Annotated in this window: 15 protein-coding genes; 6 read left to right on the top strand and 9 right to left on the bottom strand. The window is 73.2% G+C overall.

What is annotated here, in order from left to right; genetic code table 11:
- Window positions 1–5: 5 nt before the first annotated feature.
- The 3 genes from QRT04_RS06835 to QRT04_RS06845 are packed head-to-tail and all read right to left on the bottom strand — an operon-like array spanning window position 6 to window position 2,129.
- Window positions 6–707, bottom strand: coding sequence for a hypothetical protein (locus tag QRT04_RS06835; RefSeq protein ID WP_289454411.1), 702 nt, complete (start codon window positions 705–707; stop codon window positions 6–8).
- Window positions 708–710: 3 nt separating this feature from the next.
- Window positions 711–1,286 carry an orotate phosphoribosyltransferase gene (pyrE, locus tag QRT04_RS06840; protein ID WP_289454412.1) on the bottom strand — a complete coding sequence of 192 codons (576 nt, stop codon included), beginning with the start codon at window positions 1,284–1,286 and terminating at the stop codon, window positions 711–713.
- Window positions 1,287–1,334: 48 nt separating this feature from the next.
- On the bottom strand, window positions 1,335–2,129 hold the full coding sequence (locus tag QRT04_RS06845) for an SDR family NAD(P)-dependent oxidoreductase (protein ID WP_289454413.1): 795 nt from the start codon (window positions 2,127–2,129) through the stop codon (window positions 1,335–1,337).
- Between the two features lie 144 nt (window positions 2,130–2,273).
- Between QRT04_RS06845 and recQ the strand changes: the two genes are divergently transcribed.
- Window positions 2,274–4,355 (top strand): DNA helicase RecQ, encoded by a 2,082-nt coding sequence (gene recQ, locus QRT04_RS06850; RefSeq protein WP_407653569.1) that lies wholly within the window; start codon window positions 2,274–2,276, stop codon window positions 4,353–4,355.
- A gap of 108 nt (window positions 4,356–4,463) precedes the next feature.
- Here recQ and QRT04_RS06855 read toward each other — a convergent pair whose 3' ends face one another.
- From QRT04_RS06855 to QRT04_RS06870, 4 genes are all read right to left on the bottom strand, one after another.
- Window positions 4,464–5,369: an alpha/beta hydrolase fold domain-containing protein gene (locus tag QRT04_RS06855; protein WP_289454414.1), complete on the bottom strand. Its 906-nt coding sequence runs from the start codon at window positions 5,367–5,369 to the stop codon at window positions 4,464–4,466.
- A gap of 153 nt (window positions 5,370–5,522) precedes the next feature.
- On the bottom strand, window positions 5,523–6,560 hold the full coding sequence (locus QRT04_RS06860) for an aldo/keto reductase (protein ID WP_289454415.1): 1,038 nt from the start codon (window positions 6,558–6,560) through the stop codon (window positions 5,523–5,525).
- A 108-nt stretch (window positions 6,561–6,668) separates the two neighbouring features.
- Window positions 6,669–7,421, bottom strand: coding sequence for a hypothetical protein (locus QRT04_RS06865; protein WP_289454416.1), 753 nt, complete (start codon window positions 7,419–7,421; stop codon window positions 6,669–6,671).
- A 170-nt stretch (window positions 7,422–7,591) separates the two neighbouring features.
- Window positions 7,592–8,263 (bottom strand): DUF6318 family protein, encoded by a 672-nt coding sequence (locus QRT04_RS06870; protein ID WP_289454417.1) that lies wholly within the window; start codon window positions 8,261–8,263, stop codon window positions 7,592–7,594.
- A gap of 178 nt (window positions 8,264–8,441) precedes the next feature.
- Here QRT04_RS06870 and QRT04_RS06875 point away from each other — a divergent pair, with 178 nt between their 5' ends.
- The 4 genes from QRT04_RS06875 (at window position 8,442) to QRT04_RS06890 (ending at window position 10,870) form a co-directional block, all read left to right on the top strand.
- The gene (locus QRT04_RS06875) at window positions 8,442–8,732 is read left to right on the top strand and encodes a hypothetical protein (protein ID WP_289454418.1); all 291 of its coding nucleotides are present in this window, start codon (window positions 8,442–8,444) and stop codon (window positions 8,730–8,732) included.
- Window positions 8,732–9,847 carry a putative T7SS-secreted protein gene (locus QRT04_RS06880; RefSeq protein ID WP_326522470.1) on the top strand — a complete coding sequence of 372 codons (1,116 nt, stop codon included), beginning with the start codon at window positions 8,732–8,734 and terminating at the stop codon, window positions 9,845–9,847. The genes QRT04_RS06875 and QRT04_RS06880 overlap by 1 nt, the downstream gene beginning before the upstream one ends.
- A 3-nt stretch (window positions 9,848–9,850) precedes the next feature.
- On the top strand, window positions 9,851–10,267 hold the full coding sequence (locus QRT04_RS06885) for a DUF6188 family protein (protein ID WP_289454420.1): 417 nt from the start codon (window positions 9,851–9,853) through the stop codon (window positions 10,265–10,267).
- A 138-nt stretch (window positions 10,268–10,405) separates the two neighbouring features.
- Window positions 10,406–10,870, top strand: coding sequence for a tRNA (cytidine(34)-2'-O)-methyltransferase (locus tag QRT04_RS06890; RefSeq protein WP_289454421.1), 465 nt, complete (start codon window positions 10,406–10,408; stop codon window positions 10,868–10,870).
- A gap of 24 nt (window positions 10,871–10,894) precedes the next feature.
- Here QRT04_RS06890 and QRT04_RS06895 read toward each other — a convergent pair whose 3' ends face one another.
- Window positions 10,895–11,935 (bottom strand): GGDEF domain-containing protein, encoded by a 1,041-nt coding sequence (locus QRT04_RS06895; RefSeq protein ID WP_289454422.1) that lies wholly within the window; start codon window positions 11,933–11,935, stop codon window positions 10,895–10,897.
- Window positions 11,936–12,216: 281 nt separating this feature from the next.
- Here QRT04_RS06895 and QRT04_RS06900 point away from each other — a divergent pair, with 281 nt between their 5' ends.
- Window positions 12,217–13,080, top strand: coding sequence for an amidohydrolase family protein (locus tag QRT04_RS06900; RefSeq protein WP_289454423.1), 864 nt, complete (start codon window positions 12,217–12,219; stop codon window positions 13,078–13,080).
- A 347-nt stretch (window positions 13,081–13,427) separates the two neighbouring features.
- Here the strand turns inward: QRT04_RS06900 and QRT04_RS06905 are convergent, their stop codons facing one another.
- A complete protein-coding gene (locus tag QRT04_RS06905; protein WP_289454424.1) occupies window positions 13,428–14,429 on the bottom strand; it encodes a LacI family DNA-binding transcriptional regulator in 1,002 nt (333 codons plus the stop codon).
- Between the last annotated feature and the right edge of the window lie 194 nt (window positions 14,430–14,623).

A 14,623-nucleotide genomic window follows, 5' to 3' on the forward strand; every position in this document is an offset into this window, starting at 1 on the left:
AGGGGTCAGCGCGTCGCGGCGGGGTCGAACCCGTGGTCCAGCCAGACGTGGCGTGGGATCGACCGCACGACGTCTGCGAGCAGCGTCAGCGCCGGCGTGATGCGGTCGGGCTGCGCGCTCCCCGGCCGCCACGCGACGATCCGCCGGCCGTCGATGCGCCACGCGACCGCGCGGGCGTCGGGCTGGAGCAGCCGCTCCATCAGGCGCGGGTGGATCACCGCGTGCGCCGTCACCGGGTCGGTCGCGTCCACGCGGTACGTGCGGTTGAAGTCGTCCGACTCGAAGTCGAGGTCGGTGCCGCCGGCCGCCTTGATGAGCTTGGCGCCGAGGCCGTCGGGCGTCACCTCGATGAACGGCAGCGCGGTGGGCAGCTCGAGGAGCACGACGTGGTGGGACGACGAGTGCCGCTGCGTCCGACCCTCCGAGTCGTGCGTGATGTCGATCGACACGTACGTGAACGAGCACGCCGGCATGCCCTGCCACGCGCCCTGGACGACGTCCTGGCCCTCGATCTCGTCACCGCGGCCGAACGGGTCACCCGTCATGCTCCACGCGAGGGTGTCGTCCCGGCCGACATAGCTCCAGCCCGCCTGGCGTGCCCACGCGGCCAGCGCCTCGAGGCGCTGGGAGTTGCGGACCATGCCCGTGACGACCACGGCGGCCATGACGACGATGAAGCCGACGAACAGCACGGTGGACGAGCCCACGGGTCAGGCCAGGTCGAGGTCGGCGAGGCTGAAGAGGAAGTGGTACGGCACGCCGAGCGCCTCGATCGCCTCACGCGCACCCGTCGCACGGTCGACGATGACGACGACGCCCGCGACCTCTGCGCCGGCCTCCCGCACCGCCTCGACCGCCGTCGCGACCGAGCCGCCCGTCGTCGACGTGTCCTCGACGACGACCACTCGGCGACCTGCGATGTCCGGTCCCTCGATCCGGCGCTGGAGACCGTGCGCCTTGCCCTCCTTGCGAACCACGAACGCGTCGAGGTCCTGGCCGCGGCTCGCAGCAGCGTGCAGCAGGGCGTCCGCCACAGGGTCGGCGCCGAGCGTCAGGCCGCCGACCGCGTCGATCTCAGCCGTGCCGAGCCCTGCCTCCTCGAGCAGGTCGAGGAGCAGGTGCCCGACGAGGGGCGCGGCACGGTGGTGCAGCGTGATGCGGCGGAGGTCGACGTAGTAGTCGGCCTCGCGGCCGGACGACAGCGTGACGCGGCCGTGCACGACGGCGAGGGCCTTGATGAGTCGGAGCAGCTGGTCGCGGGGCGTCGGGGAGAGGTCGCTCGTCACGCCGCACAGGGTATCGGCCGGGTCGGACAGCGCGCCCGACCCTGGGCGTCAGGTGTCGGCCGGCTCGTCGAGGCTGGGGTGCTCGATCTGCTTGCGGTACCGGCCGAAGGCCCGCACCGCGGAGCGCGGGGCGATCCGCACGAGCCCGGCGGCCGTCCGGTACCGCAGGCTCGGGGTCGTCAGCACGCTGCCCCGGCGCACGGCCGCGAGCGCGTCCGCGACGACGTCCTGCGCGTCGAGCCACGCGACCTCGGGGTACGCCCTCGTGTCGATGTCGCCGCGTGCGTGGAACTCGGTGTGCACGAAGCCGGGGTTGACGGCCGTCGCCGTGACGCCGGTGCCCTTGAGCTCGACCGCGAGGCCCTCGGTGAACGAGCGGACCCACGCCTTGTGCGCCGAGTAGGTGCCGGACGCGAGCAGCGCCGCCATCGACCCGACGTTGAGGATCGCGCCGCGCCCGCGCGCGACCATCGACCCGGCCGCAGCGTGCGAGAGCACCATGACCGCGCGGACCATCACGTCGAGCGCCTGCTCCTCGCGCGCGAGGTCGCCGCCGACGAACCGCTGCGCGAGCCCGAACCCCGCGTTGTTGACGAGCAGTCCGACAGGGTCCTCGTCGGACCGGATCCGGTCCGCCACCCGGTCCACCTGCGCACGGTCCGCGAGGTCCGCCACGAGCACCTCGGCGCGGACGCCGGCGGCCGCCTCGAGCTGGCGGGCGAGGCGCGTCAGGCGCTCCTCGTCACGCGCGACGAGGACGACGTCGTGGTGCGCCGTGGCGAGCTGCCACGCGAACTCCAGGCCCAGGCCGGCGCTGGCGCCGGTGACGAGTGCGGTTCCCATGCGGCCACCTTAGGGAGGTCGCCGACACGCGCGCAGACGGAGCGGCGCTGCGCTGGCCGCCGGCCCGCCGCCGGGCCTCCCCCGCAGCCGCGTGCTGTGGACCGGGCGGCCGGCGGTGTCGGCGGGGGCTCGTAGGGTGGGCGGGTGCCCGATGCCCCCTCATCCGCGTCCGGCGTCGCCGCACCCTGGGCGCGCGACGAGGAACCGCCGTTCGACGCCGCGTTCGACGAGCCGCCGTTCGCGGACGACGAGCCCCCGTACGACCCGGAGTACGACGCGCCCGTGTTCGACCCGGCGTACGGAGCCTCGGCGGCGACTCGTGTCGACGTGCCCCCTCGGACGGCGCGACCGGCGGCGGCGCACGAGGGCACGCCGCTCGAGGTGCTGCGCCGGGTCTGGGGGTACGACGAGTTCCGCGGCGAGCAGGCGGCGATCATCGACACGGTCGTGGGCGGCGGTGACGCCCTCGTGCTCATGCCGACCGGCGGTGGCAAGTCGCTCTGCTACCAGGTGCCCGCGCTCGTCCGGCCCGGCACCGGAGTCGTGGTGTCTCCGCTGATCGCCCTGATGCAGGACCAGGTCGACGCGCTCTCGGCGCTCGGCGTGCGCGCCGGCTTCCTCAACTCCACGCAGGACGCGGCAGCGCGCCGCGAGGTCGAGCGCGCCTACCTCGACGGCGAGCTCGACCTCCTCTACCTCGCACCGGAGCGGCTGCGCGTCCGGGAGACGGCCGAGCTGCTGGACGCCGGCACGATCGCGCTGTTCGCCATCGACGAGGCGCACTGCGTGTCCCAGTGGGGGCACGACTTCCGCCCGGACTACCTCCAGCTGTCGATGCTGCACGAGCGTTGGCCCGACGTGCCGCGCGTCGCGCTCACCGCGACCGCCACGGACGCGACGCACGCGGAGATCGCGACCCGGCTGCAGCTCGACGACGCGCGCCACTTCGTCGCGAGCTTCGACCGGCCCAACATCCGGTACCGCATCGTCCCGAAGGACAACCCGAGGGCCCAGCTCCTGCGGCTGCTGCGCGAGGAGCATCCCGGCGACGCCGGGATCGTCTACTGCCTGACGCGCAGCTCGGTCGAGGAGACCGCGGCCTTCCTCGTCGACAACGGGATCGCCGCGTTGCCGTACCACGCGGGTCTCGACCGCTCGGTGCGCGCGCGCAACCAGTCGCGCTTCCTGCGGGAGGACGGCGTCGTGATGGTCGCGACCATCGCGTTCGGCATGGGCATCGACAAGCCCGACGTGCGGTTCGTCGCGCACCTCGACCTCCCGAAGTCCGTCGAGGGCTACTACCAGGAGACCGGCCGTGCCGGGCGTGACGGGCTGCCGTCGACCGCGTGGCTCGCGTACGGCCTCGCCGACGTCGTCCAGCAGCGCCGGCTGATCGACTCCTCCGAGGGCGACGCGACGCACAAGCGGCGCCTCACCGCCCACCTCGACGCGATGCTCGCGCTCTGCGAGACCGCGTCCTGCCGGCGCGAGCAGCTGCTGCGCTACTTCGGGCAGATGCTCGACGAGCCGTGCGGCAACTGCGACACCTGCCTCACGCCGCCCGAGACGTTCGACGGGACGACGGCCGCCCAGAAGCTGCTCTCGACGATCGTGCGCCTCGAGCAGCGCGGCCAGCGGTACGGCGTCGGGCACGTGGTCGACATCCTGCGCGGCAAGAGCACGCCGCGGGTGTCGTCCCTCGGGCACTCGTCCCTGTCCACGTTCGGCATCGGCTCCGGGCTGTCGGACGGCGAGTGGCGCGGCGTGGTCCGCCAGCTGCTGGCCGCCGAGCTGCTGGGCGTCGACACCGACGGGTACGGCACGCTCCGGCTCACGCCCGGGTCCGCCGACGTGCTGCGGGGCGAGCGGTCCGTGCTCCTGCGCCGTGACCCGGCCGCGGGGCGCTCGTCCGGCCGACCGGCGCGCACCGCTTCCCGGGCGGCGGCGGAGCTGTCGGGCGTGGACGCGGACCTGTTCGAGCGGCTGCGCGCGTGGCGCGCGGGGGCTGCGCGCGAGCAGGGTGTGCCGGCGTACGTCGTGTTCCACGACGCGACGCTGCGCGCCGTGGCCGAGCGGCGGCCGTCGTCGTTGGCGGAGCTCGGGACGATCAGCGGGGTGGGCGCCACGAAGCTCGAACGGTACGGACCGGGACTGCTCCTCGCTGTTGCGGGCGAAGGGGCGGCCGCTGCCGCGGACCCGGACCACGCGGACGGCGACGCCGACTAGCACGGGACCGCGCCGGAGTCGTCGCCGCATCGGTCATCGGCCGTCGTGCGGCTCTCGCCGACTGTCGCGCGCCTCCGTCGCGCTCGGCCGCTGCGCCCGGCGACTCTCCTAGCCGCGCCCGAAGCGATCTCGGAGGAAGGAGCCGCCTCGGTCGGTGGCGGCGATCGCCTCGGGCGCATCCGCGACCGTCTGGTAGGCGTGCGGCAGCCCCTCGCCGACCTCGAGCGTCGCGTCGACGCCCGCCGCGGTCGCCCGCTCGACGACGTCGGCACCGTCGCTGAAGAGCGTCTCCTCCGTGCCCACCTGGACGAGCAGCGGCGGCAGACCGGCAAGCTCGGCGAACGCCGGCGAGACCCGCGGGTCGCGGACGTCCGCGTCGCCGGCATAGGCCGCGCCGGTCGCGCGCACGGCGTCGGCCGTGAAGATGACGTCTCGCTCCTCGCGGCCGACCACGGACTCGCCCGACGCCGACATGTCGAGCATCGGCGACAGGAGCAGCAGCGCAGCCGGCAGGTCCTCGCCCGCGTCGCGCAGACGCACCGCGAGCGCCAGCGCGAGGCCGCCTCCAGCCGAGTCCCCTGCGAGCGCGATCGACGCTGCGGGCGCACCCGACGCGCGCAGCGCGCGCCAGACGGCGTCGACGTCCTCGACCGCCGCCGGGTAGGTGTGCTCGGGCGCGAGGCGGTACTCGGGAAGAAGCGCGACCGCCGCCGCCGCGGCCCCGAGCCGCGCCGCGAGCTCACCGTGGCTCCGGAGGTCGCCCGCCTGGAATCCCCCGCCGTGCACATAGAGGACGACGCGGTCGCCAGACGCACCCGGCGGGCGCAGCCAGGTCGCCGGGACCCCGCCAAGCTCGACCGGTTCTGCCTGCACGCCGTCGGGCAGCGGGAACACCCGGCCGCCGGGCGCGAACGTCGCGCGGAACTCGTCGAGCGGCGGTGGCGGCTCCGTCGCCCGCGCGGCCTTCCGGGCTCGGAACCCGTCGATCACGGACTGCATCGCGTCGCTGACCATCGTGCGCCCCTCGTCGGTACGGGCTCGCCACTGTGCCACCGACCGCCGACACGGACCGCCGCTGATGCGGTTCGGCACCGGCCCGCCTGCCCCGGCCGCCGCCGACCGAACCAGGGGTTCACGACGACGGCCGAGCGGACGAGCCGCGAAGCGTCAGCGGCCGGTGCCGTCCACGGCGTGCGGCTCGATGGCGGCCAGCTCCTCGTCCGTCAGCGCCGGCGCCGCGAGCGCCGCGACGTTGTCCTCGAGCTGCTTCACCGACGACGCACCGATCAGGGCCGACGTCACGCGCGAGTCGCGCAGCACCCAGGAGAGCGCGAGCTGTGCCAGCGTCTGGCCACGCCCGGCCGCGACCTCTGCGAGCGCACGCGCCCGCTCGAGGTACGTCGACGAGATGTTCGACGCCGAGAGGAACCGGCTGGTGGCGGCGCGCGAGTCGGCCGGCACGTCCCCGGAGAGGTACCGGTCCGTCAGCAGGCCCTGCGCGAGCGGCGAGAAGACGATCGTGCCGACACCGAGGTCGCCGACCACGTCGAGCAGCGACTCCGTCTCGCCGTCCGCGACGTTCTCGACGTGCCGGTTGAACATCGAGTAGCTCGGCTGGTGGATGAGCAGCGGGGTGCCGAGGTCGGCGAGGATCGCCGCGGCGGCGCGCGTCTGCGAGGGCGAGTAGTTCGAGATGCCGGCGTAGAGCGCCCGCCCGCTCGTCACCGCGGTGTGCAGCGCACCCATCGTCTCCTCGAGCGGCACCGTCGGGTCGAACCGGTGCGAGTAGAAGACGTCGACGTAGTCGAGGCCCATGCGGCCCAGCGACTGGTCGAGCGACGCGAGCAGGTACTTGCGCGATCCGCCGTCGCCGTACGGCCCGGGCCACATGTCGTAGCCCGCCTTGGACGAGATGACGAGCTCGTCGCGGTACCGACGCAGGTCGGTCGCGAGGTGGCGGCCGAAGTTCTCCTCGGCCGCGCCCGGCGTCGGGCCGTAGTTGTTCGCGAGGTCGAAGTGCGTGACGCCGAGGTCGAAGGCGCGGCGCAGGATGTCGCGCTGCACGCCGAACGGCTTGTCGTCGCCGAAGTTGTGCCAGAGCCCGAGCGACAGCGCGGGCAGGCTCAGTCCCGAGCGCCCGACCCGGCGGTACTGCATGGAGTCGTAGCGGTCGTCGGCGGCGCGGTACTGCTGAACGGTGGGCATGACGGCGGTCCTCTCACGGGTGGCGGCGGGACCACGTTACGACGTGTGCGCGGTCGGTCGTATCGATTCGCGCGCCGGAGACGCCCGGGTCGGCGACTCTGTATCTGATCAGCAGCCGGGCGCGTGCGGCTCCTGGTCGCACGTACCGCTGACGAGGTGCCCACGACGCTCCTCGACCACGAACGGTGCCGTGCTCGCCGTGGTGCTCGCGGTGCCGGCGATCGCGGTCGCCGCCGCCTGGCCCGCGTACTGGAAGGTGCCGGTCCAAGTCACGGTCAGCGTGATGCGTCGCGTCCCGAGCGCGGTGTACGTGTGCGCGACGTCCTGGTGGGGATAGGGATGGCCGGGACCCGCGGACGTCGTGCGCGTGCCGTCACCCCAGTCCCACGTGTAGCTCTGCGGCGTCGCGACCACCGTGACGCGGTTGCCGAGCAGGGTCGTGCGCAACGTCTGCGTGGCGTTCGCGGAGAACGCGATCGTGTCCTGGTTGACGAGCACCCAGCCGCGGGCGGGCTGCATCGTGAGCGCCGGGGCCGCGAGCGGCAGGCGGCGGAAGTCCGCCTCGGTGAAGGGCGGGAGCAGATCGCCGGGGCAGGCCCAGCCCGATACGAGCTGCCACGGTTGCCACGCCGACTGCGGGGTGGCTCGGGCGCGAACCCAGAGCGGCAGGACGGGGTCCTGGCCGTCGCAGGACGGCGGCAAGGGACCGCCCTCGCGGGGGCAAACGTCGTCGGTGAAGTCGGGGCCGGGAGCCGCGCCGCCGGTGTCGACGCCGCAGATGATCGCGCGCCGGTACTCGCGCAGCGCCTTGGCCGGGTCGGGATGCGCGGCCTCATATTGGCTCTGCTCCCGACCAGCCAAGTACGCACCGAGCAGGAACGTATGCGGACCCGACCCTGTCCGAGTCGCGGGGACGGTCGAACCCTTCGGGTCGCCGCCGATGCCACCCCCGTCCGCCGCCACCGCTGGCGCGGCAACTAACGCCGCGATGCTCGACGCGATACACGTCAACAGGGCGAAACGCGGCCATTTCATGCGGATTCGACCGCAAGATCGCCCAGCCGCCAACCTCGCCCGGACGTCCAGAAGAGCACAAAAGTCAGCGAATAGTCCTTTGCCTGCGCGTCAGCGGACACGAGCTTGCCAGTTGCGTCGAGCTGCCTGTGCGGGGACTGCGTGACCGACATCGTCACGCTGAAGCCACCATCCACGCCGTAGTCGTGTGAGCGCTCGCGCGTGACTGCCATCGTTCCGCCTTCGTCGCGACCTCCGTGGCCGTACTCGTCAGCGATGTCCGCCCTAACCCCGCGGCAGAAGACACAGCCCGCCCGTGCCAGCGCGTTCAGATCTCTTGCGTCCCCAGTCAGGTACGCGTACGTGTACATCCGCAGGTAGTACTTCGCGAACGCGATCGCGGCAGCCTCGCTCGGCTTTCCGTCGAGGATCGCGGGGCGCACAGGCTTCACGTACGCGTCGGCGGGCGCGTCGTACACGCCGGTCGACGGCGTCGGCGTCGGGTTCGGAGCCGCTGTCGCCGACCGTGTGGTGGGCGCCACGGGAGTCGGGTCCGCCAGCGCGCGCTCCGGGCCGCAGCCCGCGAGCAGCGCGGCGGCCAGCACGACCACCAACGCGCTGGCGCCCGCGATCAGTCGCGCGATTCGGCGAGGGGCGGCGGCGGTGAGACGTCGTCCGTGTCGCGGCATGCGCGGAAACCTAGCGAAATCGGGCACCGGCCGTCATGACGTGTCTCACGGCTGTGGACAACACAGCGACCCACCGGCGTGGTCGTGACGCAGCCGGCCGTCATCCACAACCCCAACGACGCGCCGGCACGTATCGCCACTACGGTCCCGGGCTACGGCTGGACGGCGAGGAGGCGTGATGGACGAATTGACGGTGGACCGCGACGAGATCGTCACGGCGGCTCGACGGCTGAGCGAGGCCGCGGCGACGCCGTGGCACTCCGTCGGCACGTGCGCCCCAGGCTCGCCGGTCGTCTCGGCGATCCAGCGCCTGAGCGAGGCGTGGACGCGAGGCCACACCGTTCTCGTTGCCGACGCCATGACCGCGCGGGACACGCTCCTGTCTGCGATGCGCGCATTCGACGACGCCGACTCCGCGACCGCTGAGCGGCTTCGACCCGTCGAGCACGCCGCGACAGAGCGGGCGTGATGCTCACAATCGACGATCCGTCGCAGCTCTCGAGCGCGGCCGAGGACCTCCGACGGCAGGCCAGTTCGTACACGGACGTCGGCACGTTGCTGCGCGCGCTCGAGCTCGGCACGTGGACCGGCCATGCAGCGGAGATCTACCGCGAGCGCATCACGCACGAGCCCGACCGCTGGTTCGACGCTGCACAGACACTGCTCGACGTGGCCACGACGCTCGACGTCCACGCCGACACGGTGCGCTGGGCGCGCGCGCGTCTCGACGACGCAAGGGACCTCCAACGCCGGGCCGTGACTACGGCCTCACCGGACCTGGGCGCAGTGCTCGACGCGGAAGCGCACGCAATCGTGCGCCGGACGACAGAAGCGCTCGACGACTCGACGTGGTCCGTCGTCTGTCACCTCGACCGTGCCGCCGCCCTGGCGCCGTCGGTAGAGACCTGGCACGCGCCGTGGTGGGACCACGCCTGGCGGGCCGTCGCGAACGCCGGCGTCGATGCCGTCAACGCTCTGGCCTCCGGCGGATCGGCGATCGCGCATCACCCTGCCGATGCTCTCGGCTTGGTGGGCGGCGTTGCCCTGGCCGACGTCGGCGCGAGCGCCTTCCTCGGTTCGCTGGCCGCCGATGCCACCGGCGTGGGCGCGGTCGTCGGGGTCCCGGTCGGGCTCGCGAGCGCGGCTGCCATTGCTGCGGGGAGCACGCTCGCCGTGGCTTCCGCGAGCGATCTGATCATGCATGCGGAGTCCGACGACACCCGGACCCCGCTGCACGAGCTGCCGGAGGGTGAGCGACTCTCCTCGACGAACGCAAAGGGACAGGTCAGAGAAGGCGTCGCTGATCCGGCGCCGCCGCCCGGCGCTACGGTCGGTTGGATCAAGTTCGAGGCCTACAACGCGAGCGGCTGGGTCTGGCAGGAACGCGCTGAGTTCTTGCTCGGTTCGGACGCCGCACAGTTCCGACTGATGGGGCCGACGCCCCGGTACAGATTCGGCTACGCGCGATACACAAACTCGAGCGGCCAGCCGCTGGACGCATACGGGAAGCCGACCACGCGCGAGGCGACTCACTTCGAGATCGACGATAACGGCGCGTACGGCGCGCCGAGAGGATGGAACTAGGTCATGGACATCGACTTCGACGGCGCCAGGGTCGCAGAACTCGCGCTCGACTACACGCTGCGGGTGAAGTGCGAACCGTCCGGCGCCTTCATGATCGAGGTCCCCCTGACGCTCGAGCGCGACGGCACGACGCAGGTACTCCCGGTAGGTGACGTCGACCTCACCGGTGAGTTCGCTCTCGATGACTTGGTCGGGCGACGAATCGTCGCCGGCCACGCGACCGATGACGGTGTCCTGACGCTCGAGTTCGAGGACAACATCCGGATCACGGCAGCGGTGGACCCGGACTATGAGTCGTGGAATCTCTGGGTACCGAGCGGGGCGGTCTACAACGCCGGTCCTGGCGACCGCACGTTCTACGCGCCGAAGCACCCATCTGTCGGCGGGCAGGAGCGACGCCCGCAGACGCCCGAAGCGTGACCGACGCCCGCCCGCGCCGGGACGGCGTCCTCGCTACCCGCGAGAGATGCCGGACACCTCACGCGCCGCCACCCGCTCGAACGGTCATCGACCCAGCCGCGATACAGGATCGGGCCCCCCGCGTGCGACGATCCCCCGGTGCTCCACGTCGTCTTCCACGAGCCGCGCATCCCCGGCAACACGGGCAACGCGATCCGCATGGTGTCCGGCACGGGCGCGACGCTCCACCTGGTCGAGCCGCTCGGCTTCGACCTCGACGAGGCCAAGCTCCGGCGTGCGGGGCTCGACTACCACGACCTCGCGCACGTGCAGGTGCACTCGAGCTTCGACGCCTTGCTCGACGCGTTGCCGGACGCGCGGATCTTCGCGTTCACCACGCAGGCCACCCGGCGGTACACGGACGTCGACTACCGCGACGGCGACGCGCTGCTCTTCGGGCCCGAGCCGACGGGGCTCGAGCCCGCCGTGTTCGGTCACGAGCGGGTGGCCGACCAGGTGCGCATCCCGATGCTGCCTGGCCGCCGTTCGATGAACCTGTCGAACGCCGCGGCCGTGGCGGCGTACGAGGCCTGGCGGGTGCTGGGCTTCCCAGGCGGCGTCTGACGCGGCGCGGCGCGGAGCAGCCCGTCAGGCCGTGACGCGCCCCTCGAGGATCGCCCGGGCGTCGCCGAGGCCGTCGAGCCAGTCCGGCCCGCCACCGCCCCGCGCGGCCGCCACCTTCACCTCGCGAAGCCGCGCGTGCGCGTCCTGCAGCAGCATCGGGGCGGACGCGAGGCCGGCGTCCGAGACCACCGAGACGGCGTGCACCGCGGGCCACGCGTCGACGGGCACGCCGGCCGCGGGTTCGGCCAGCGCCTGGACGATGCCGTCACGCAGCCCCCCGACGAGCGCCGACGCGTGCCGGTCGTCGGCGGCGCCGGGCAGCGTCGCCGCGAGCGCGAACTCGTCGCCGCCGGTGCGGCCGAGGTCGGCACCCGTGGGAGCCGAGGCGCGGAGCCGGGCGCCGACGGCGGCAAGCACCACGTCGCCGACCCGCTCGCCGTGCAGCGCGTTCACGCCGCCGAAGTCGCGCACGTCGATCAGCACGAGCGCGACGCGGGCCGGCGTGCCCCACGCCTGCGTGCACCGGCGGGCGAGCGCATGGCCGAGCATCGACCGGTTCGCGAGGCCGGTCAGCGGGTCGTGCAGCGAGCGGACCGCGAGCTGCGTCGACAACGAGCGCACGAGGTCGGCCGTCGTCGCGACCTGCCACACGTCGGCGGCGACGAGCACGTCGTCGTACCGGCGTTCGTCGTGGCGCTCCATCGCGCGGACGGCGACCTCCGACACGGGCGCGTCGGGGGCGACGACCATGGGGTGCCAGTCGGTGACCTCGGTCGTGGCTCGTCGGGCGAGCACCGCGCGGCCGAACCCGAGCCGGCCGTTCATCGCGGACGTGAACCGCCCGCGCGTGACGAGGCCGATGCGGCTCTCGTCCGACGGGTCACGGACGGCGACGCCGCTCACGTGCGGCGACCGGAAGACCAGTTCGAGGCGCGCGATCGGCAGGCCGGCGTCGACCACGTCGACCGGGTGCGCGAGCTCGACCACGGTCGAGACGGCCGAGACGCGGTAGTCGCCGACGGCCTGCGAGAGCCGCTGGGTCAGGAGGGTCAGCTCGGAATCCACCGGGCGAGTATCGGTGCTGCTCAGCGCCCTGTTCCGGGCCGAGCCGGGTCCTTCGCCGAGCGTTCGCCCAGCGTTCATCCGCGGTCGGACGAGCGCACAACCCGGGGCCACCCGTCGCCCGGGGTCCACCGGACGGGGGAACCTTCATCGCAGGGATGTCACGGCTGTTATCGCTCGTGTCACAATCTTTGACGCAACACCTGAGCGGGGACGATGAGGATTCGATGAGGAACACCTTCGGAACGGTTCCGGCGTGGCCGGCGCGGACTAGCGTCGCCCACATGGCTGACACCGTCGTCGACTGCCACGCGCAGGTGTGGAACCCGCAGGCCGTCCACTACCCGTGGATGGCGCCGGGCCTCGCCCGCACCGACCGCCCGTGGTCCCTCGACGACGTCCGTGACGACCTGGCCGAGCACGGTGTGCACCGCGTGGTGCTCGTCCAGTCGGCCGGCAACCGCGCCGACTCCGAGCTGATGCTGTTCCAGGCGCTCACCTCGCCGATCGTCGCTGGCGTGGTCGCGTGGGTGCCGATGACGCGCCCCGACGAGGCCGCCGGCCAGCTGCACGCGTGGCGGCACGAGCCGGTCGTCGGAGTCGGCCACCGGGTGCACGAGGAGGAGCCCGAGTGGCTGCTGCGCCCGGAGGTCGACGAGTCGCTCGGCCTGCTCGCCGAGCACAACCTGACGTTCGACGTCACCGCGTGGACCCCGACGCTGCTGGCCCACGTCGCGGCGCTCGCCGAGCGCCACCCGAAGGTGTCCTTCGTCGTCGGACGCCTGGGTCGACCGCCGCTCGCCGCCCGCTCTGCGGGCGACACCGTGGCCTGGAAGGACTGGAGCGCGTGGCTCGCGACGCTCGGTCAGCTTCCGAACGTCGCGATCAAGCTGGCCGGCATCGGCGCCGACCTCCCGGCGGGCTGGACCCACGTCGACGTGCAGCCGGCGGTCGACGTCGCGCTCGAGAGCATGGGGCCGGACCGCGTGATGCTCGGCAGCGACTGGCCGAGCGTGCAGGTCGCGGGCGGCACCTACGCGCAGGCGTGGGCCGAGCTCCGCGCGACGCTCGACGGGCTCGACGAGCGCGATCGCGCGCTCGTGCTCGGCGGGACAGCGAACCGCGTCTACGCCCTGCCGCTCGACTGACACCACCGAGGCGAGCGACGCGACCGGACGGCTCGCGGAGCCCGCGCCGTCTCGACGAGCAGGAACGTGCAGTCGCGACGCCATTTCCTCGACCCTTGTGCGCGATTGGCGCCGCACTTTCGACACATTTCGTCTGAACATGTTCGCGAGCGGGTGCGCGCCATTCTCGGCGCCTCGGCCGGCAATACCTCGAGCAAGGCTGCAGGAGGCGCGGCACTCGGGCACGGCACTCAGCCGCGGCGCTCAGGCCCGGCACTCGGGCCAGGCACTCAGGCCCCGCGATCAGGCCCGGCACTCAGGCCCCGCACTCAGCCCCGGCACTCAGCCCCGGCACTCAGGCCCGGCGATCACCGCGGCGCCGGCCCCGACGAGTCCCGCACCACCAGGTGCGTCCCGAGCTCGACCGGCGCTCCGGCCCGCGGGTGCACCGGGTCGAGGGCCGCGAGGAGCAGCTCCGCTGCGTGGTGGCCGGCCTTCTCGAGCGGCGCGGCGACCGTCGTCAGCGAGGGGCGGACGAGGTCCGCGCCGAACACGTCGTCGCAGCCGACCACGCTGACGTCGCCGGGGACGTCGACGCCGCGCGACGCGAGCCGCTCGAGGATGCCGAACGCCAGCAGGTCGTTGAACGCGAGGATGCCGGTGGCTCCCGACGCCACGGCCGCGTCCGCCGCCGCGGCTCCCGCCTCGCGCTGCGGGGCGTAGGGACCAAGCCCCACGACCTCGACCCCGAGCCGTGGGGAGGCTTCCGCGAGCGCCGAGCGCCGGCGCCCGTCGGACCACGACGTGCGGGGACCGCCGGCGTAAGCGACGCGCGTGTGGCCGAGCGAGGCGAGGTGCTCGAGCCCCTGGACCGCGCCGCCGGGCGTGTCGATCGTGACGCTCGGGCAGTCGAGGCCCGGGAACGAGCGGTTGATCGTCACGATCGGGACCTCGCGCGACCAGGCGGCGAGGCTCTCGTCGTCGAGGCGTGACGCCGCGAGGATCATGCCGTCGACCGATCGGCGCAGCGTGCGCAGGGTCCGCTCCTCGGCCTCGACGGACTCCTCGGTGTCCACCAGCACGTGCACGTACCCGCCCTCGCGCAGGCGCGCCTGCGTGCCGCGGACGATGCCGAAGAAGAACGGGTTCGTGATGTCGGGGACGACCAGAGCCACGGTGCCCGTGCGGCCCGACGAGAGCGCGCGGCCGGCCGGGCTCACGGAGTAGCCGAGGTCGCGAGCGGCGGCGAGCACCCGGTCGGCTGTCGCCTGGTTGACGCGGCCCGGCCTGGTGAGCGCACGGGACGCGGTGGAGACCGCGACGCCGCTGCGTTCCGCGACGTCACGCAGCGTCGGTGCTCGTTCCGGCATCCCCGCTCCCGCTCCGGTCGGACGTCGCTGGTTCCGCGCCATCCTGCCCGTCACGAACCACGCTGGGCAACTCACGGCAAACGATTGCCACGCCATATCGCGGCGGTTAGGGTCGAGCCGTCAGACGTCCCGGCGACGACGCCGCACGCGGAGGAGCCTGCCTGGTGAGCACGAACCCGCCGACCACGCCCGCC

It is taken from the genome of Cellulomonas alba (assembly GCF_030362835.1).
GTDB classification, from domain to species: Bacteria; Actinomycetota; Actinomycetes; order Actinomycetales; family Cellulomonadaceae; genus Cellulomonas; species Cellulomonas alba.